The following is a 19,231-nucleotide window of genomic DNA, read 5'->3' on the forward strand; positions in this document are numbered from 1 at the left end:
TCGCATGTCCACTGTCACCATCCCGCCCTCCGCGCATCCCGAAGAAGGCTTTGCCACCCGCCTGGCCGAATCCGGCGTGCTGCCCGATGCCGCGTTGCGTTACGGCATCCGCCGTCTATGCGCGCAGCGCCTGCTGGACGAACGCCGCGATGGCGCCGATGCCAGCGGCGAGCGCCAACGCGCCTTCATCGACAGCCTGCGCGGCAGCGCCATCGCGATTGAAACCGATGCTGCCAATCGCCAGCATTACGAGCTGCCGCCGCAGTTCTTCACCCTGTGCCTGGGGCGGCGCCTGAAATACAGCAGCTGCTACTGGGACGCGACCACGCCGGACCTGGACGCGGCCGAACTGCGCATGCTGGCGTTGTACGGCGAGCGCGCCGAGCTGGCCGATGGCCAGCGCATCCTGGAGCTGGGCTGCGGCTGGGGCTCGCTCACCTTGTGGATGGCCGAGCGCTATCCGAATGCCAGCATCACAGCGGTGTCCAATTCGCGGCCGCAGCGCGCGCATATCCTGGAACAGTGCCGCGTGCGCGGGCTGAGCAACGTGCAGGTCATCACCGCCGACGTCAATGCGCTGGCACTGCCCACCGACAGCTTCGATCGCGTGGTCTCGGTGGAAATGTTCGAGCACATGCGCAACTACCGCGAACTGCTATCGCGGATCGGCAGCTGGCTGGCGCCGGGCGGCAAGCTGTTCGTGCATATCTTCTGCCACCGCGACCTGGCCTACCCGTTCGAAGTGGCCGGCGAAGACAACTGGATGGGGCGGCACTTCTTCACCGGCGGGCTGATGCCGGCGGCCGATACGCTGCTGCAGTTTCAGCAGGATGTGGTGATCGAACAACGCTGGGTGTTGTCCGGCGAGCATTACGAAAAGACCGCCAATGCCTGGCTGGAAAATCAGGACCGGCACCGCGAACAGATCATGCCGCTGTTGCGGCAGACCTACGGCGAGGATGCACAGCGCTGGTGGCAGCGCTGGCGCATGTTCTGGCTGGCCTGCGCGGAGCTGTTCGGCTATGACGAAGGCCGCGAATGGGGCGTGGCGCATTACCGCTTCGCCAAGCGCTGACCTGCGCCGATTGACCAGCTCGGTCAGTCGGCAGCCATGCTGCCGACCGGCCCGCAGCGCGATGCCGCAGCACCGCGCGCAGTGATTGATCAGCCAATCAGCTCGTTGCTGCGGTGATCACGATCTCCACCTTCCACTCCGGGCGCGCCAGCTTGGCTTCCACGGTGGCGCGTGCCGGGGTGAAGCCATGCGGCACCCACTCGTCCCAGGCCTTGTTCATGCCGTCGAAATCGGCGATGTCGGCAAGAAAGATTTCCGCACGCAGAATCTTGGTCTTGTCGCTGGCGGCCATCGCCAGCAGCTTGTCGATCTCGGCCAGCACCTGACGGGTCTGCCCGGTGATGTCTTCGCTGGTGTCGTCGGCAATCTGCCCGGCGAGGTAGCACACGCCGCCATGGACGGTCATTTCGGACATACGCGGGCCGGTATCGAATCGCTGCAGCATCTTCAGGCTTCCTACGGTTGGTTGACCCGGGCATTGTCACGCGAATGCGATGAACGTGCAGCGCGTGCCAGCCAACTGCCCACCAGCGTCAACCAGATCACGATCAGCACGATGGCGGTCTTCTGGCTGATGCCGCGTGGCGCGGTGTGCACGCTCACGTTGAACAGCAAGACCGCAAACGCAACCAGGCCCAGGCCGAAGGCCGGCACGAAGCGGCTGCGCCAGCGTGGGTCGTTGCGGAAATACCACGACTGCAGCAGCAGCCCGGCAATCACGCATAGAAACGCGGCCTGCGCGGACAACAGATGCACCATCAGCGCCGCGTTCGGCGCCAGCGTTGGCATCCAGCTGTCGCCGATCGCGACTGCGCTCAGGCCTAGTGCTGCGGCCCAGAACAAGCCCAGCACGGTGCGGCTGCGCGCGTTTGGCATCAGCGCGGCGTGCAGGCCCAACGCCAACCACGCCATGCTCGCGGCCAGCACGCAATAAGCGGTGCGCAGTACCAACCCGTAGGGCCCGTGCAGATACAGGCTCAGTTGCGCGCCCACCCAGTCCAGGTCGGCGCGCATCAGTTGCAGGGTCAGCACCAGCGCGACGAATGCCACGCCAACCACGGCGGCGGTACTGCCGGCATGCGCGCTCCAGCGCGGCGGCGCGCCTGGCACGGCCTGTGCATCAGCTCCCCTGCCTTGCGCCACCTCACGTTTCAACATCCTGTCTGCACCTTCACTGCATCGCTTTGCATCGTTTCGTTCCAACCGCACGCATGCGCCCGTTTGGCCTATGATGCGCGCGGCCGTCCAGGGCCGACAATGTGTCGGCCAGATCGAACCCTGTGTTCACCCTCCACCGGCGCCCACGCGACCACGCTACATGCATTCCAACGTTGTCCGGCCCATGCAGATCCTTCGCACTTGCTGCCTCCGCGGCGCGTGCGCACTCCCCTCCTTTCAGCAGATCCCGTTGCCCCCATGACGGATACCCCCGTGCCTTCCGAAGCGACCGCCAGCGGCTGGCGCCGTGCGCTGCCCGTGATCATCAGCCTGGCGATCCTGGCCATGGCGCTGCACGCGCTGTCCTCGCAATTCACCGATCACGGCTACCGCCAGATCCGGCAGGCGTTCCGCGCACTCGGCGCCGGCCAGATCGCGCTCACCTTGCTGCTTGGCCTGAGCAGCTATGCGTGCCTGGTGGGCTTTGACTGGGTGGGCCTCAAGCGCACCGGCAAGCGCCTGCATCCGGCGCGGGTGGGCATCACCGCCTTCATGGCGCACGCGGTGGGCCAGACACTGGGCTTTGCGGCACTCACCGGCGGCGCGGTGCGCCTGCGCGGCTACGGCAGCGTGGGGCTGACCCTGGCCGAGATCGGCCAGGTGGTGCTGATGAGCACGCTGGGCTTCATCTTCGGCGCCTGGGTGCTGCTCGGCATTGCGCTGATGCTGGAACCCGAAGCGGCGGCGCGTGCGCTGCCGATCGCCGCCGAAGGCATTCGCATCGCCGGCATCGCGCTGCTGGCCGGTTACCTGGCGATGCTGGTGCTGGTGGGCCGGCACGGACGCGAATTCGGCATCCGCAGCCATCGCTTCTGGCTGCCCGACCGCACCACCGTGCTGGGCGTGACAGCGCTCAGCGTGGTCGAACTGGGCCTGGCCGCGGCGGCGTTCTACGTGCTGCTGCCGCCCGATCCGGGCACCGGCTATTTCGGCTTCATCGGCATCTGGCTGGTGGCGGTGGTGGCCGGGCTGATCTCCACCGTGCCGGCCGGCCTGGGCGTGTTCGAGTGGAGCCTGCTCAAGCTGCTGCCGCATGTCACCCCGGCGGCGGTGTTGGCGGCCGCGCTGGCGTACCGGGTCACGTATTACATCGTGCCGTTGCTGATCTCGGTGGCCATGGCCGCGGCCACCGGCCTGCGTGCACCGGTGCGCGCCAGCGCCAGCACCGCACGCACGGTGTGGAAGACCTTGCGGCCGTGGCTGCCGCAGATCCTGGCCTTGGCGGTGTTTGCGGTAGGTGCGGCGCTGGTGATCGACGGCACCCTGCCCACGCCACGCGCACGTCAGGAGGTGGCGCCGCTGCCGCTGATCGAGACCTCGCACCTGCTGGTCAGCCTGGGCGGCATGCTGCTGTTGCTGATCGGCCAGGGCCTGCAACGCCGCAGCCATTCGGCCTGGGTGCTGGCACTGGGCGTGTGCGTGTTGCTGCCGCCGCTGTCGCTGCTGCGCGGCAGCCATATCTCCGTGTCGCTGTCGGCCGCACTGGCCGCAGTGGCATTGTGGGCGGCACGCCGGGAGTTCTATCGCCAGGGCGCGCTGCTGGACGAAGCCTGGTCGTGGCGCTGGCTGAGCAATCTGGGGCTGGTGCTGGTGGCCACGTTCTGGCTGCTGTTCTTCGTCTACAGCCATGTCGAATACAGCAACGACCTGTGGTGGCAGTTCGCCACCTCGGCCAATGCGCCGCGTGCGCTGCGTGCGCTGCTGATCCTGTGCGTGGGCGTGGTCCTGTTCGGCACCGCACGCCTGTTGCGCGGCGGTCGCCGGCCAATGCCGCCAGCCGATGCGCAGGCCCTGCAGGCCCTGGCACCGGTACTGGCCAGCAGCACTGACACCCAGGCCTGCCTGGCGCTCACCGGCGACAAGGCGTTCCTGCGCGATGAGAAGGGCCTGGGCTTTGTGATGATGCAGCGCTACGGCGGCTCGCTGATCTCGATGGGCGACCCGGTCGGGCCGCCGGAGGTTGCGCGTGCACTGATCTGGCGCTTCCGCGAAGAGGCCGACCACATGGGCCTGCGCCCGGTGTTCTACCAGGTGGGCGAAAAATACTGGCAGACCTATCTGGACATGGGCCTGACCCTGGTCAAGCTGGGCGAAGAAGCGATCGTGCCGCTGGAGGGCTTCACCCTGGAAGGCCGCGACCGCGCCGACCTGCGCCAGGCCTGGAACCGCGGCAAGCGCGGCGGCCTGAGCTTCCGCATGCTGCAGCCCGAACGGGTGGATGCGGTGATGGCAGAGCTGGGCGAGGTCTCCGAGCAATGGCTGGACGAAAAGGCCGGAGAAGAGAAAGGCTTCTCGCTGGGCAGTTTCGACCCGGACTACCTGCGCCGGTTTCCGGTGGCGGTTGCCGAGGCGGAGGGCAAGATCGTGGCGTTCGCCAATGTGTGGTGCGCGCCGGCCGGCGGGGAGTTGTCGGTGGACCTGATGCGGCACAGCGCGCAGGCACCCAAGGGCACCATGGATTTCCTGTTTATCGAGCTGTTCCTGTGGGGCCATGCCAACGGCTACACGCGCTTCTCGCTGGGCATGGCACCGCTGTCGGGCCTGGCCGAGCATCGGCTGGCCGGCCGCTGGAATCGCTTCGCCAGCCTGGTGGCGCGGCATGGCGAGCGTTTCTACGGATTCAGCGGGCTGCGCCGCTTCAAATCCAAGTTCGCACCGACCTGGCGCCCACGCTATCTGGTCGCGCCCGGCGGCATGCATCTGCCCGCCGCGCTGCTGGATGTCACTCGGCTGATCTCGGTAGACCCGGGCCGGCAGGACTGACGCGATAACTGACCCGCGCACCGCGTGCGATCACGCGGTGCGCTGCCCTGCTCGTTACGGTTTCGACAGCGCGTGCAGCTGTTCCATGATCACCTTCGCCAAAGTCGCGTAATCGCCCTTGAAGTGATGATCGCCCGGCAGCACGACGCGCTTGGCCGTCTCCGCCGGCAGGCTTGGGCACAGCGCGTCTTCATCGTCCTGGCCGTAAATGCACACGGTGATGCCAGGCGGCAGGCGCTGCACTTCCGGGGCGATCGGCAAGCCGTCGTCGTCCGACCCCAGCCAGTTGCTGACATGGAACTCGTAGTCGGCCAGCTTGCCAACCGACAACAGCGCGGTCATGCGCAGGTTTTGCTTGGTGGGTGCGGGCAGCTTGTTGATGGCCGCCGGCAGCACGTCGGCACCTTGCGAGAAGCCGATCAGCACCACCCGCCGGCGCTGCCAACGCTGCGCATAGAACCGCGCGATGCGGTCCAGGTCGGTGGCGAATCCTTGCGGCGTGCGTTCGCTCCAGAAGTAGCGCAGCGAATCCAGGCCGACCACCGGAATGCCCTGCGCCACCAGCGCATCGGCAACCTCCTCGTCCAGCCCCGCCCAGCCGCCGTCACCGGAGACGAAGATGGCGAAGGTGTCGTCGTCGTTGTCGCCATCGCCCCGGGCCGGCAGTTCGACCACGGGCAGGTCTTCCAGGCCACCCGGCGGTGGCGGCAAGGCCACGCCTTTCTGCTCGCCCAGCGAGCGCGCCGCTGCGCGTAGCCCCGGCAAAATATCGCCCTGCTTGGAGCGCCGGAATGTCCGGGCCTGCGGAATCTGCTTGAGGAAGGCGTCTTCGGCAGTGGACGGGCAGCGCGTGCCCTGGCTGCTGGCAAGCACCCACGGAATCTGCAACGGCGCCGGCACCAGGCTGTTGCTGCCCGGGCGCACGCCCGGCTGGCAGATCGCCTGATCGGACACCGCCGCCGGGCACAGGCCGTCGGTCAGCACGCCGGCGAGCGTGTGCGGCTTGGCCTGCGCAGCGATCGCGTAGGCCAGCGCGGCGCCTTCGCCATCGCCCACCAGCAGCGGCAGCCGATAGGTAGGGATGTGATAGAAGGCCTGCAGGTAGCGCGAGAAGTTCTCCACATCGCCCACCGAGAACGCGCAGGTGCCGCCATCCTTGCGCACCACGCCATACAGATGCGCGGTATCCACCAGCGCCACCATTGCACCGTCGGCACGCAACGCTTCGGCCTGGGCCTTACGGGTGGCCGTATTGCCGTCGCCGGCCAGCCAGATCACCACGCGTTGTGGCTCGCCCTTGGGCATCAGCACCGGAATCTGCTCGAAACGCCCGTGGCTGACCGCCTGCGGTGCCTGTGCGGCGGCCATGCCGGAGAGCGCCACTGCCGCCGCGCCGCAAAGCGCGCTCCACATCTCAAGTCGTCGCATGTCGCACCATCGGGAAGAGTGGGCCAAAGATAATCGTTCCACGTGCTGCCGCGAAGCGCGTTGCTTCGCTCACGGCGCAGCCGCAGGCTGGCGTGCTTGCCAGGCAGCCAGCGCAGCGCGGTAACGCGCCAGCTCCTCGGCGTACAGGTCATGCACGCACAGGGGGCAACCGCTCTCGCAGCACTCGTTGGGGCCCGGCGGTTGCGGCGGCTGCGGGCGTGGATCGTGGTGAGAAGAAGCGCCGTCGTGCATGTGGCAAGTGTACCGCGCACGCTGACTGGGCCTTGGAACGCTCACGCAACGGAGCGAGCAATCATCAGGCGGGTGCGCACAGCGCGGCGGAAGCCAAGCGTGCGGGGAAGTGAGGATTTCGAACGCAGCCCGCGCCCGCCCGGAGGCTGCGCAATCGTGTTGATCGCTGCGTTTAGCCTAGCGGCCCAGCCGTCGGCGCAGGTTGGCACGCGCGGCGGCATCGCAGCGCGCGTGAAAGTCATCGCTGAGGAAGATGCGCGGGCGCTTGAGCAGCCCGGCCAGGAAACGGCCGCGGTTGAGCCGGAACAGCAGGCTGGGCACCACCCCACGGTATTCCTCGGCAATTCCGCGGTCGTAGGCGTCGAAGACCTCGGCCGGCGCAGCAAGAATGGCCATATCGCAATCCAGGAACAGCGCCGCGTCGGCATCCACGTCCTGCGGCTGCAGCTGGCCGTGCCGGGCGGTGAGCAGGATCAGCGCCTGGACCCGGGCCAGGTCCACCGGCGCCTGCGGCCACCATTGCGGAATACAGGCCAGCGCCCAGTCGGCCGAGCGGGCTTCGTTGTCGCTGCGGCCGGGCACGTACACCGCATCGTGGAACAGCACCGCCAGCCACACTTCCACCGGCTGCTGCCATCCTGGCCCTGCCGCAACCTCGGCGTAATGCTGCAGCACGGCCCGCACGTGGCCGAAGTGGTGGTAGGCGCGTGGCGGCGTGGCATAGGCCTGTTCCAGCGCGGCCAGATGGTCAGGCAATAACGGAAGCGGTGTGGAGTCCATGCGCGCAGGCTAACGCGTTGATGCCGGCGTGCACATCAGCGCAGTGACCAGCGCCCTTCGATCTGGTAACGCGACTGGCCAAGAAAGCTGCGCACCAAGGCGAAGTCGGTGACGGTCCAGCGCAACGGGTCGCAGCGGCGTTGCGGCAGCGACTGATTGCAGTAGAGCAAGGTCATGTGCGGGGTGTATTGCGCATCGCCGGCAATGCCCACGTGCGCCAGTTGCCGGCCCAGCGCGCCTTGCAGGTCGTACAGCCCGCGCACCTGCTCTTCGCCACGCAACACGCACGGCAGTTGCGAGCGGCGCCCGCCGAATGTGCCCACGCGGTCGAACTCCACCTCGAATGGTTGCTGCGCCACGCGTTCGGCCGCCTGGCTGGCACGCGCCACCAGCGATGGGGGCAGGCCGCCGGCGTAATCGCCCAGATGATGCAAGGTGACATGCAAGCGCTCCGGCGCCAGCGGCTTGCCTTCGACCAGCCCGGCCTGCAACAGCGCACTGCCGATCTGTGCGGCATGCGTGGCAGTGGCGGCATCGGCCATCACCGCAAAAAACAGGCGCTCGGTGGTCTTTTCTTCGCCCAGGCCCAGCGACAGCTGCGCTTCGGCGGAGGACAGGTACAGGAATTGCTGCTGCATGGGATCAATCCACGACCGCGGGCGCCGGCCTGCCTGAACAAGGGCGGCGGATACTAGCAGAACCGCTCACGCTGCAGAACACAGGGCGTGTTGGTGCTTGCTGATGACAGCGCTGATGCTGGGTGACTGGGGTCGTCAACGCATCGACACGCGCAACGTAGATGACGCGACGTGCCACATCGCCTGCGTCACCCAAGGCGAGCGACGTGCGCGCTGCGCATCGACAAAGTGCTGCCGGCCATACGCGACACATGCCCGTAGCACTGCTCGTACCACGCAACAACTCAGGACAACTCGCCAGCACCCACACAAAAAGAAACGGGCAGCTCGCGCTACCCGTTTCCGCCTCTATCGTTGACTTCCCGAAGCTGCACCATGCGGCGCATCCGGTCACGCCGTCGTATTACGCAGCGCTCTTCATTGCGTGCTTGCGGTTGCGCATGACGTCATGGCAAGCGCGCACTTCCGGCAGCAGGCGCAGCGCGGCATCGCGTGCGGCAGCCGGGGTGTCCTGGTCGGCGATGGTTTCGTCGAACGCCTTCAGCAGGCGGTCTTCGGACTCTTCCAGCTCGGCCACGTAGCCGTACTTGGTGTCGCCCAGCGTGGCGCGCACCTTGCCGTAGAACTGCTGCATGCTGCCGACCATGGTGCCGTGGGTTTCCGGCTTGCCGCCGACCGACGCAACCACGCTGCTCAGGTTGCTGACGATGTCGGACTTCACGCCTGCAATGCGGCGGAACAGCGTTGCCAGTTCGGCATCTCCCACCTTGCTTGCGGCTTCTTCGTAGAAGTCCTTGCCATCGCGGGAAATGGCGATCAGGTCGTTGAGGCTATGCTCGGTCTTGCTCTGGATGCTCATATGTCACTCCTGTGTTGCAGGTGGTCCAGCGCTGCGCACGCTCGTTACTGTGATGCGCTGCGGCGGAAGAAAGGGGTTTCAATCTTTCCGTGTCACTGCGGTGTCGCTGTGTACGGCCTCATCCTGGTCTTGCCGCCATAAGCCGTGTGTGAGTGATTGCCCCGCTGTCCTCACGCGGCCGTGCCTGCCATGAACATCGATTCATTCAATGCAAGCGGCCTGGACTGAAGTGATATGCATCAGCCGTCCTTGGGCAATTTGCTGGCCCACATGTTGTCGACCAGATTGGGATAGCGCCGCCCCGCCGCATCGGCGCGCGCCTTGGCTGCAGCCTTCTGTGCATCGCTCAACGGCGTGCTGCCGGTACGGCGCTTGGGCGCTGCACGCGTCCAGGGTGGTGGAGTCGGAGTGGTCACCGCGGCACGCTCACTGTGTTGGAAACCAGCAGTCTCGGCAGCGCGCCGTGAGCTAGCCGTGCAGCGCTGCATGTGCGCGTTTGCAACTGCGCGGCGCCATATCGCATGCAGCGCCGCTGCGACTTAGAGCAGCTATCAAAACTACTGCGCAGCCGCCAGGTTTTGTTAGACGCTCTTAGTAGCTGCCTGCCAGCGCGCGCTGGCGACGTTCCTGCCACACCGCGCAGCTGTAGACCAACAAACCGCCCAGTGCGGTGGCCGCACCGACATAGCCGGTGGAGGTCCAGCCCCACCCCGCCGTGATCGCCATGCCCCCCAGCCACGGCCCCAAGGCGTTGGCGGTGTTGAACGCGGCATGATTGGACGCGGCGGCCAGGGTTTGCGCTTCTGCGGCCACGTCCATCAACCGGGTCTGCAGGGCCGGCGCCAGTGCGCCCATGGTGCCGACCGCCACGATCGACACGAACACCCAACTGCTCGACAACGCCGCCAACGGGAAGGTCAACATCACCACGATCGACCACACCAGCAACACCGGCACCGCGCGGAACTGCATGCGGTCGAACAACCACCCGCCAAGGATGCTGCCGAGCACGCCGCCTACGCCGAAGGCCGCCATGGCCAGCGGAATGCGCGCAGGCGCCACACCGGTCACGGCGGTAAGCGTGGGCGCCAGATAACTGAAGACGCAGAACATGCCCGAAAAACCTACCGCGCCAATTGCCAGCGCAAACCACACCTGCGGCTGATTGAACGCGCGCATCTCGCGCAGGGGTTGTTGGCGCGGTTCGTCCGGTGCCGGCGGCAGCAGCACCGCAACTGCAGCGACCGTGCCCAGCGCAATCACCGACACCGCCGCATACGCCCAACGCCAGCTCAGGCTCTGGCCAAGCCAGGTGGCCAATGGGTTGCCGACCAGCAGCGCCACACTCAGGCCCAGCAACACGCGCCCCACCGCAGTGGCGCGCTGGTTGGGCGGGCTGATCGACGCCGCCACCAACGAGGCCACACCGAAATACGCCCCATGCGGCAGGCCGGCAATGAAACGGCACAGCAACATGGTGTGGTAGCTCGGCGCCAATGCGCTGGCCAGGTTGCCCAGCGCATAGAACACCATCAGCAGCAGCAACAAGGTGCGTCGCGGCCAGCGCGCACCCAGGATCGCCAGCAGCGGCGCACCCACCACCACACCCAGTGCGTACGCGCTGATCACATGCCCCACCTGCGGCTCGCTGATGTGCAGCCCGTGCGCAATCTGCGTCATCAGGCCCATCGTGGAGAACTCGCTGATGCCGATGGCAAACCCGCCCATCGCCAGTGCCAGCAGGATCAGCACGTAGTCACGGCGAGGCACGCGCGGCGTTGAAGCATCGTTGGAAGACATGCCCGGGTCCACAATGGCGAGCCGCCCATTATTGTGCAATGCAGCATCTAGCGAAAGGCGCGCCATCGCCTTGGTTCAGCACATGCCTCGTGACACATCACAGAATGCGCTGAAACACGTTACAAAAGACGCACTGTCCCATCGGTGCAGCCTCGAATACAGATCAGTCCGCCACCATCGCTGGGAGGCCTACGTCATTGGCAAGATCGCGACGTACGCATTTTCTCCTTCAACCTGGCGACCGATGTCCACTTCCACTCCTTCCCCGTTGTTTTCGCCGGTGCGCCTGGGCGCGCTGGATCTATCCAACCGCGTGATCATGGCGCCGCTGACGCGCAACCGCGCCGTTGCTGGCGCAGTGCCGTCGCCGCTGGCGGTGGAGTACTACGCCCAGCGCGCCACTGCCGGCCTGATCATCGCCGAAGGCACCCAGATCAGCCCGCTCGGTCAAGGCTACCTGGATACCCCCGGCATCCACACGCCCGCGCAGGTCGAAGGCTGGCGCGCGGTCACCGATGCTGTGCACCGGCAGGGCGGCAAGATCGCGCTGCAGCTGTGGCACGTGGGCCGCGTCTCGCACACCAGCCTGTTGCCGCCGGGCGAAGTGCCGGTGGCCCCTAGCGCCATCCGCTCCACCGGCAAGACCTTCACCGCGCAGGGCTTTTCTGATGTCTCCGAGCCGCGTGCACTGGCGCTGGAGGAAATTCCCGCGCTGATCGAGGACTACCGCGCAGCCGCGCGTAACGCCATCGACGCCGGCTTCGACGGCGTGGAAGTGCACGCGGCCAACGGCTACCTGATCGACCAGTTCCTGCGCGACGGTTCCAACCAGCGCACCGATGCCTACGGCGGCGATATCGAAAACCGCACGCGCCTGCTCACCGAAGTGGTGCAGGCCATTGCCGACGAGATCGGCGCCGAGCGCACCGGTGTGCGGCTCTCGCCGGTGACGCCGGTGTATGACATGCACGACTCCGACCCGCAGGCCTTGTTCGAGCGCGCGGTGGAGCGGCTGAACCTGATCGGCGGGCTGGCTTTCGTGCACGTGATCGAAGGCGCCACCGGCGGCCCGCGCGACAACATCGCCTTCGACTACACCGCACTGCGGGCCAAGTTCGATGGCGCATGGATCAGCAATAACGGCTATGACAAGGCGATGGCCGAACAGGCGATCAGCCGTGGCGACACCGATGCGGTCTCCTTCGGCCGTGCCTACATTGCCAACCCGGACCTGGTACGCCGCCTGCGCGAGGACGCGCCGCTGGCGGAACCGAACCAGGCCACGCTGTACGGCGGCGGCGCCGAAGGCTACACCGACTACCCGGCACTGCCGGCGTAACCGCACCGCTGCCCGGTCGCCACGAGTGGTGATCGGGTAGCGGCGTTTTTTCTTTGAGCAGCCGCAGCCGAGTGTTGCCGCTGCAAACAAACGCAGCAAGTCACAAGCACACGCGCGCGTGGCTCATCGACACAGATGACTGCGATAGCGCTGATCGCGCGCCGGTGCCGTTACGCATGCACGACAACACCGGGCGGCAACGCCGGTGCCACGCCCAACCTGCACACGCTGCGTCGCAACGCGCACGGTGGACACCGACAGCGCATGGCAGACCGCACCTGGCTCCCGCGCCCTTCAACCGTCGTCTTCGCACCGACATCAGCAACCAACAGCGCATCGCCTAAAGCGCCACCACAACCTGCGCGCACATGACGCACACGCGCAGCCCGGCTAGGATCGTGCGACATGATTTTCGGGAATGCCCATGCGCCGCCTACTCCCTGCCCTGCTGTTGTGTGCACTGTTGTTCTGCGACCAGGCAGCTGCGGTGCCGTTCTGGGGCGCGCGCCAATCCAGCCCTGCCGAAACCCCGCCGGGCCAGCTCAAGCCCGGTGAATGGATCTGGGGTGGCGTGAGCAAGGGCTGGGGGCCGATGGCGGTGATCGTCAGCCTCACCGAGCAACGCGCCTATGCGTATCGCAACGGCATCCTGATCGGCGTGTCCACCATCAGCTCCGGCAAGCCTGGGCACGAGACGCCTACCGGCGTGTTCACCATCCTGCAAAAGGACAAGGACCACCGTTCCAGCATTTACAACGCCGCGCCCATGCCCTACCAGCAGCGGCTCACCTGGGATGGCGTGGCGCTGCATGCCGGCGGCCTGCCCGGCTATCCGGAATCGCATGGCTGCGTGCATCTGCCGTCCGAGTTCGCCCGCCTGCTGTTCGACAACTCCAACATGGGCATGGTGGTGGTTGTGGCGCAGGCCGGGGTGGATGCCGATGCGGTGGTGCACCCGCGCGCGCTCAGCCCGATCGACCCCTCCACCGGTGCACAGCGCCCGCTGTTGCCGCTGCCCAGCGGGCAGACCTATGCCTGGCAGCCCGAGCTTGCGCCCACCGGGCCGATCTCGATGCTGGTCAGCAGCAGCGACCAGCAACTGGCGGTGTATCGCAACGGGGTGGAAATCGGCCGCGCCCGCGCGGTGCTGCACGCACCTGCCGATGCCGCGCCACTGGGCACGCAGGCCTTCATCGTTGGCCAGGGCTTCTTGCCCGGCGAGGTGCCAGGGCTGCCCGGCGTGCGCATGCCCAACTGGATGCGCATCGGCATTCCCGGCAGCGCAGCGGCCGCTGGGCAGGCGCTGGATGCGAACACCATCGCGCGGCTGCAGGTGCCGCCGGCCTTTCTCGCCAACCTGCTGCCGCTGCTGACGCCGGGCGTGGTGCTGGTGGCCACCGATCAACACATCCTGCCGGAGACCACTGGCGGCAAACTGCAGGTGCTGGATTCGGATCCGCCGGAAGCACCCTAGCGCGGGCAATGGCCGGTGAGAATCGCCGGGATACCTCGACCTACGGCGTACCGGAATGACGCACGGCATGACCGAAGCGACATCGGTCGGGGTGCGCACGTAGTCGCCTTCGACGAAGTTGCAGCAGAGCACACCGAGCGGCGTGGTGGCGAACTCGCCTACGGCAGTCAGCGGCTTATCGACTGCCCCGATAACGCGCAAGCGGCGTGGCGTCCGACCAACCGAATGGTTGGAACTTCAGTAAGAGCGGCTAACAAAACGTAGCGAGCAGTCGTCAGGTGGGTGCGGACCGCGCGGAGGAACCGGAATGTACGGGGGTACATGCCGATTCCGAGCACTGGCCGCGCCCGCCTGGCGGCTGCGCAGTCGTTTTGATAGCTGCTCTAAGTCGTTGCGCGTGCCACCCTGCAGCTCAAGGCCGCGATCACTGCCACGGTCGCCGCGCTCAACGCCGGCTTGGCCGCCGCGAACGATCCAGCGTGACTCTGCACATCGCGCCACAGCATGCGCCAAGCAGCACGCTCCCACGTGGTAGTCAGGCAGCGGATGCGCAGCGGCGCACGCACGCTTCGCCGTGCCTCCAGACCGCTAAATACGCCACCGTTCTCCTCCCCAACCAACGCTGCAGTCGCGATTGCCACACCGGCGCAGCGCGGTAATGATGCAGTCACTTCATTGCCAAGGATGTGCGTGATGCGCCAACGATGGCTCGCCCTGTTGTGTGCCGCGTTGTACGCGGCCGCGTCGCCATCGCGCGCCGATGAGATGCGCCCGGCTGCGCCCGACGCCACTTGCCTGGATGCACGCCAGGTGGCCGAACTGCAGCAGGCCGATGCCCGCACGTTGGCGGTGACCGGCCAGCAAGGCCGCCTGTTCCGCCTGCGCCTGGCCGAGGACTGCCCCGACATTGCCAACCAGACCGGCGCGTCGTTACTGGCTGCGCATGGCTGGGTCTGCAACGGCGCGGCCGCGTTTGTGGGCACCGGCACGCAGCGCTGCGCCATTACCCAGGTGGAACCGATCGATGCACGGACATACGCCAGCATCGCGCGTTACCGCGCAACCGATGGCACCGCCACGCTGGATCCGGTGACCGTCCGGCAGAGCCGCCGCCGCAACTTCGCCGGTTCTTCCAGCTATTGTTTCAATCCCAGCATGCTGCGCTCGTGGTCGGAGGACCCCGATGGCCTGCTGGTCGAAGTCTCCGCGCGCCATCCCTGCACACACCGGTACTACCGTGTGGAGCTCCTGGACAGTTGCCGTGAGCTCAGCGGCGCGCCGCCCATCCAGTTTGTTTCCGGCATGGGCATCAATACCATCTGCGGCAATCCAGGCGACAAGGTGACCGTGCTCGACGAGCTCAGCCTGGCCGGCGCGGCGGCCGGCTCCGGCCAGCAAGGCGAGTTCGCCACCAGCCGCGGCGGGATGCTCGCCCGCCTGCGCCAGAGCTGCACCATCGCAGCGGTGTATCCGCGCGATTGAGTCGTCCAACGTCGCGATATACACCCGCCGACGTAGGAGCGCGCTTGCGCGCGATGGAGCGTCACCGGTAACACCCCATCGCGCGCAAGCGCGCTCCTACAACGCGTTCCAGATCCAACAAGCGCTCTAGATCGCGGCTCAGGCCTTGCGCAGGAAGCAGGTCTTCAGCACCAGACCCTTGATCTTGTCGGAGTTGCCTTCGATGTGCTCGGCATCGTCCTCGACCAGGCGGATATTGCGGATCACCGTGCCCTGCTTGAGCGGAATCGACGAGCCCTTGACCTTGAGATCCTTGATCACGGTGACGGTGTCGCCGGCGTCGAGCACAGTGCCGTTGCTGTCGCGCACGACCACCGCGTTAGCGGGCGCCTCGGCGGCGCTCCACTCGAAACCGCAATCGGCGCAGATCCACAGCGCGCCATCGGCATAGGTGTTGTCCAGACTGCATTGCGGACAGGCGGGCGCGGTGGACATGGGCTTCCTTACGAACACAAAGAGGGCGTGGATTGTAGCCGCAGCCTGCCGCGATCACGCATCGGCCACGGCAGCGGCGCGATAGTGCGTCGCCTCCCCCGGTTGTCGCAGGTTGCCCGTGTCCAGCAAGCCCAGTGGTTCGCATCTGGTCGTCTACGTGGCGTTGGCAGGCAATCTGGCCATCGCCGTGGCCAAATTCATCGCCGCCGGCATCTCCGGCAGCTCGGCCATGCTCAGCGAAGGCGTGCACTCGCTGGTGGACACCATCAATGAAGTGCTGTTGCTGTACGGCCTGCGCCGCGCGGCACGTGCGCCCACGCCCACGCATCCGTTCGGCTACGGGCGTGAGCTGTATTTCTGGAGTTTCATCGTGGCGCTGCTGGTGTTCGCGATGGGTGCCGGCGTTTCGCTGTACGAAGGCATCGTGCATCTGCGCAATCCCGAACCGGCCAGCAGCCATTGGCTGGCGTATAGCGTGCTGGGTGTGTCGATCGTGTTCGAGGGCATCTCGTGGGTGGTGGCGTTTCGCGAGTTCCGCGCCAAGAAGGGGCGCATGGGTTATTTCCAGGCGTTTCGGCAGAGCAAGGACCCCAGCACTTTTACCGTGCTGCTGGAAGACAGCGCCGCGCTGGTCGGCCTGTTCATGGCGTTGCTGGGCGTTGCCGGCGCGCAGCTGTTCAACATGCCCCAGCTCGATGGCATCGCCTCCATCGGCATTGCCTTCGTGCTGGCGTTCACGGCGTTTCTGCTCGCACGTGAGACCAAGGGCCTATTGATTGGCGAACCCGCACATGCGCACGTGACCGACTCATTGCTGGCCATCGCCGCAGCCGATCCAGACGTGCGCGCGGCCAATGGCGTTCTCACCATGCAGATGGGCCCCAACCAGGTGGTTGCAGCGCTCAGCGCCGAATTCGAAGACAGCCGCACCACGCCGCAGATCGAAGCCTGCATCGGCCGCATCGAAGCGGCGGCCAAACAGAAACATCCCGAAGTCACCGCCCTGTTCGTCAAGCCGCAGACGCCGGAAACCTGGTGTGCACGGCGTGCGCAGATCGAGCGCGGCGCGCAGGCCGAGTAGCGCAGACGCTTGTGCACCAAGCTGATCCTGCCGTAACCCGCACGCGCGGTCGCGGTTGCATCGGCTGTATCGATTGCCTACCGTTGTGGTGCGCCATCGTCTCGCATCGTGATCTGACCGATGCACTCCCCTCGTACTCAATCAATGGAGGTTTCCCATGGAAATCACCCAGGGTCGCGTTGCGACCATTCACTACACCCTCTCCGATGACAGTGGCCAGGTGCTCGATCGCTCCACGCCCGACACCCCGCTGAGCTATCTGCACGGCGCCGGCAACATCGTGCCGGGCCTGGAACAGGCACTGGACGGCAAGCGCACCGGCGACACGCTCACCGCCGATGTCGCGCCGGAACAGGGCTACGGCCCGCGCCATGCGCAACTGATCCAGCACGTGCCGCGCGAAGCCTTCCCGAGTGACGTGGACGTGGTTCCGGGCGCGCAGTTCGAAGCGCGCACCCAGCAGGGGCCGGTGATGGTCACCGTCACCGAGGTCGGCCCGGAGCAGGTCACCGTGGACGGCAATCACCCGCTGGCCGGGCAAACCCTGCATTTCGCCGTGGAAGTGACCGCGGTGCGCGAGGCCACCACCGAAGAACTCGACCAGGGCCACGTCACCGACATCGCCGCCTGAGGCGCTGCGCCGCGCGCCAGTGGTGCGCGGCGCTCCCGCCAGCGTAGGCCGCAGACCGGCCGTGAGGCCTGCCGCAACGGCAGGCAGGCAGCCGTAGTAAAGTGCGCGGCCCGCTCACAGGCGCGCCCGCATGAAACTCGGCATCGACTTCGGTACCAGCAACTCCGCCGCGGCGGCCATCGTCGACGGCAAGGTGGTCCCGGTGCGCTTTGGCGAGGCATTGCAGTTCCGCACCACCGTGTATTTCCCCGAGATCATGCGTGACCCGGACGATTTCAGCCTGACGCCGGCGCTGGAATACGAACTCGAACGCCTGATCGATGCCGGACGCCGCGACGCGGCCGCCGCCGGGCGCAGTCCCAGCCAGGACAGCCTGCGCCGCGACGCCCTGCGGGTGGTGCGCCGGCAATGGATGGAAGAACAAGTACGTGCGCCGCGCAGTTCCGCGGCATTGCTGCAGAACGCGGTCTATGGCGACGAAGCGCTGGATGCGTATTTCCTGGAAGGCGAAGGCAACCTGGTGCAGAGCCCCAAGTCGATGCTGGGCTACAACCTGCATCCGCGCGCGCGCCAGACCATTACCGGCATTGCCACGCATGTGCTGGAACACATCCGGCTGACCGCCTCGCAGCAATTCGATCACAACATCCGCAGCGCCACGCTGGGCCGCCCGGTGCAATTTCGCAGCTCCATCGGCGAGGCCGGCAACGCGCAGGCGCTGGAGATCCTGCAGACCGCAGCGATCGCCGCCGGCTTCGACCAGGTGGATTTCCTCGAAGAACCTGCGGCCGCAGCAATGCATTACCACGTCAGCCATGCCACCCGGCACGACACGGTGGTGGTGGATATCGGCGGCGGCACCACGGATGTCGCGCATGCCAGCGTGGGCGGCAGCGCGCCACCGCAGGTGCACCGCGCGTGGGGCATCGCGCGCGGCGGTACCGACATCGACCTGGCCTTGAGCCTGGCCGCCTACATGCCGTTGTTCGGGCGCGGCATCACGCGTGTCCCGGCGCATCACTACGTCGAGGCGGCAATGGTGCAGGACATGACGCGCCAGCGCGAATTCCGGCTGCACAAGTATCAGGACGTGCCTGCACCGTTCGACCGTCGCCTGAAGGCCCTGCAGGACACTGGCAATACCGCGCGTCTGTACCGCGGCGTGGAAGCCTGCAAGATTGCGTTGAGCGAGCACGACCGGCACAGCGCAGCGCTGGAGTTCATCGAGCGCGACCTGACGGTGGACGTCGACGCGGCCGCCCTGGTCGGGGCCGCTTCCAGTTACCTGCGTGAACTGGAAGGCCTGTTGGCCCAGGTCAACGCAGACCTGAGCGCCGCGCCGGAAACGGTGTTCCTGACCGGCGGCATGTCGCGCGCCGGCTATATCCGCGACACCGTGGCAGCAGCGTTCCCGGCCTCGCGCCTGGTCCATGGCGACCCTTCGTTCGGCGTGGTGCAAGGCTTGGCCTGGGCCACCGCGAGTGCCGGCGAGGCCCAGCCCACAGTCGTTTAACGGAACTCTACATCACCCCGACTAGACTGCGCGGTTGCTGCCGGACGCACCGCCGTCTTGCCTGCAAGGCACGCTCCGCCGTGCCGCCGTGACCACGCACCGAACGTGATCGCACTCTTCGACACCGCTTCCGCGCGCGCACCCTAGCCGCACGCGGTGTCCTTGCACTTCCCCGCTACAGGAGGCCACATGGCACGTCCCGCGACCAAGCAGAAATCCCAGCCCAGCATCGCTCGCAGCGAAGGTAAGTCGCAGCCGCTCAGCCGTGAGCGTATCGCTGCCGACATCGCCGCGTTTCGCAAGACCGGCGGCCGGATCGAAGTGCTCACCACCAACTTCGGCCCCGCCCGTAACGACGGCGACAAGAGCGCCTGAGTTCGACCGACGTGCTGCCCTGCGGGGCGGCACGTCGTGCTGCACTGTC

At 66.7% G+C, this 19,231-nt stretch carries 19 protein-coding genes and 1 other RNA gene; 9 read left to right on the plus strand and 11 right to left on the minus strand.

The window, feature by feature from the left end:
• The first annotated feature begins 4 nt into the window (after positions 1-4).
• Entirely contained in the window at positions 5-1,075 is a 1,071-nt protein-coding gene (locus ACD584_RS12010) for a cyclopropane-fatty-acyl-phospholipid synthase family protein (RefSeq protein ID WP_042595938.1), read from the plus strand.
• A gap of 97 nt (positions 1,076-1,172) precedes the next feature.
• Here ACD584_RS12010 and ACD584_RS12015 read toward each other — a convergent pair whose 3' ends face one another.
• Positions 1,173-1,520, minus strand: coding sequence for a RidA family protein (locus ACD584_RS12015; protein WP_011036517.1), 348 nt, complete (start codon positions 1,518-1,520; stop codon positions 1,173-1,175).
• Between the two features lie 11 nt (positions 1,521-1,531).
• Positions 1,532-2,233 carry a DUF998 domain-containing protein gene (locus ACD584_RS12020; RefSeq protein ID WP_175611536.1) on the minus strand — a complete coding sequence of 234 codons (702 nt, stop codon included), beginning with the start codon at positions 2,231-2,233 and terminating at the stop codon, positions 1,532-1,534.
• A 258-nt stretch (positions 2,234-2,491) separates the two neighbouring features.
• On the opposite strand from ACD584_RS12020, the gene mprF reads away from it, so the two are divergent.
• Positions 2,492-5,056 carry a bifunctional lysylphosphatidylglycerol flippase/synthetase MprF gene (gene mprF, locus ACD584_RS12025; RefSeq protein ID WP_076036107.1) on the plus strand — a complete coding sequence of 855 codons (2,565 nt, stop codon included), beginning with the start codon at positions 2,492-2,494 and terminating at the stop codon, positions 5,054-5,056.
• A gap of 54 nt (positions 5,057-5,110) precedes the next feature.
• Here the strand turns inward: mprF and ACD584_RS12030 are convergent, their stop codons facing one another.
• The 7 genes from ACD584_RS12030 to ACD584_RS12060 all read right to left on the minus strand — a co-directional run bounded on the left by ACD584_RS12030 (position 5,111) and on the right by ACD584_RS12060 (position 10,813).
• The gene (locus tag ACD584_RS12030; RefSeq protein ID WP_076036108.1) at positions 5,111-6,484 is read right to left on the minus strand and encodes a virulence factor; all 1,374 of its coding nucleotides are present in this window, start codon (positions 6,482-6,484) and stop codon (positions 5,111-5,113) included.
• A gap of 69 nt (positions 6,485-6,553) precedes the next feature.
• Positions 6,554-6,736: an oxidoreductase-like domain-containing protein gene (locus ACD584_RS12035; RefSeq protein WP_012438846.1), complete on the minus strand. Its 183-nt coding sequence runs from the start codon at positions 6,734-6,736 to the stop codon at positions 6,554-6,556.
• Positions 6,737-6,913: 177 nt separating this feature from the next.
• Positions 6,914-7,516, minus strand: a complete 603-nt coding sequence (locus ACD584_RS12040; RefSeq protein WP_076036109.1) for a hypothetical protein — start codon at positions 7,514-7,516, stop codon at positions 6,914-6,916.
• A 35-nt stretch (positions 7,517-7,551) separates the two neighbouring features.
• On the minus strand, positions 7,552-8,154 hold the full coding sequence (thpR, locus tag ACD584_RS12045; protein WP_042599345.1) for an RNA 2',3'-cyclic phosphodiesterase: 603 nt from the start codon (positions 8,152-8,154) through the stop codon (positions 7,552-7,554).
• A gap of 403 nt (positions 8,155-8,557) precedes the next feature.
• The gene (locus ACD584_RS12050) at positions 8,558-9,013 is read right to left on the minus strand and encodes a PA2169 family four-helix-bundle protein (protein WP_011036511.1); all 456 of its coding nucleotides are present in this window, start codon (positions 9,011-9,013) and stop codon (positions 8,558-8,560) included.
• A 239-nt stretch (positions 9,014-9,252) separates the two neighbouring features.
• On the minus strand, positions 9,253-9,429 hold the full coding sequence (locus ACD584_RS12055; protein ID WP_011036510.1) for a hypothetical protein: 177 nt from the start codon (positions 9,427-9,429) through the stop codon (positions 9,253-9,255).
• Between the two features lie 175 nt (positions 9,430-9,604).
• Complete coding sequence (locus ACD584_RS12060; protein WP_175611537.1) at positions 9,605-10,813, minus strand: MFS transporter; 1,209 nt, start codon at positions 10,811-10,813, stop codon at positions 9,605-9,607.
• Positions 10,814-11,057: 244 nt separating this feature from the next.
• Here ACD584_RS12060 and ACD584_RS12065 point away from each other — a divergent pair, with 244 nt between their 5' ends.
• Both ACD584_RS12065 and ACD584_RS12070 read left to right on the plus strand, forming a co-directional pair.
• A complete protein-coding gene (locus tag ACD584_RS12065; protein ID WP_040941578.1) occupies positions 11,058-12,152 on the plus strand; it encodes an alkene reductase in 1,095 nt (364 codons plus the stop codon).
• Positions 12,153-12,570: 418 nt separating this feature from the next.
• Entirely contained in the window at positions 12,571-13,626 is a 1,056-nt protein-coding gene (locus ACD584_RS12070; RefSeq protein WP_070692622.1) for a L,D-transpeptidase, read from the plus strand.
• A gap of 248 nt (positions 13,627-13,874) precedes the next feature.
• On the opposite strand, the gene ACD584_RS12075 is transcribed toward ACD584_RS12070, so the two are convergent.
• Positions 13,875-13,949: non-coding RNA, sX9 sRNA (locus ACD584_RS12075), on the minus strand.
• 361 nt (positions 13,950-14,310) lie between these two features.
• On the opposite strand from ACD584_RS12075, the gene ACD584_RS12080 reads away from it, so the two are divergent.
• Complete coding sequence (locus ACD584_RS12080; RefSeq protein ID WP_175611538.1) at positions 14,311-15,108, plus strand: DUF6491 family protein; 798 nt, start codon at positions 14,311-14,313, stop codon at positions 15,106-15,108.
• A 138-nt stretch (positions 15,109-15,246) separates the two neighbouring features.
• Here ACD584_RS12080 and ACD584_RS12085 read toward each other — a convergent pair whose 3' ends face one another.
• Complete coding sequence (locus tag ACD584_RS12085) at positions 15,247-15,582, minus strand: zinc ribbon domain-containing protein YjdM (protein WP_050912344.1); 336 nt, start codon at positions 15,580-15,582, stop codon at positions 15,247-15,249.
• A gap of 118 nt (positions 15,583-15,700) precedes the next feature.
• Here ACD584_RS12085 and ACD584_RS12090 point away from each other — a divergent pair, with 118 nt between their 5' ends.
• The 4 genes from ACD584_RS12090 to ACD584_RS12105 all read left to right on the plus strand — a co-directional run bounded on the left by ACD584_RS12090 (position 15,701) and on the right by ACD584_RS12105 (position 19,182).
• Complete coding sequence (locus ACD584_RS12090) at positions 15,701-16,663, plus strand: cation diffusion facilitator family transporter (protein WP_175611539.1); 963 nt, start codon at positions 15,701-15,703, stop codon at positions 16,661-16,663.
• A gap of 157 nt (positions 16,664-16,820) precedes the next feature.
• Positions 16,821-17,294: a peptidylprolyl isomerase gene (locus ACD584_RS12095; RefSeq protein WP_011036503.1), complete on the plus strand. Its 474-nt coding sequence runs from the start codon at positions 16,821-16,823 to the stop codon at positions 17,292-17,294.
• A 130-nt stretch (positions 17,295-17,424) separates the two neighbouring features.
• The gene (locus ACD584_RS12100) at positions 17,425-18,807 is read left to right on the plus strand and encodes an Hsp70 family protein (protein ID WP_076036111.1); all 1,383 of its coding nucleotides are present in this window, start codon (positions 17,425-17,427) and stop codon (positions 18,805-18,807) included.
• Between the two features lie 189 nt (positions 18,808-18,996).
• Positions 18,997-19,182 carry a hypothetical protein gene (locus tag ACD584_RS12105; protein WP_008578219.1) on the plus strand — a complete coding sequence of 62 codons (186 nt, stop codon included), beginning with the start codon at positions 18,997-18,999 and terminating at the stop codon, positions 19,180-19,182.
• Positions 19,183-19,231: the final 49 nt, after the last annotated feature.

It is taken from the genome of Xanthomonas sp. NCPPB 2922 (assembly GCF_041520885.1).
GTDB lineage: Bacteria > Pseudomonadota > Gammaproteobacteria > Xanthomonadales > Xanthomonadaceae > Xanthomonas > Xanthomonas campestris.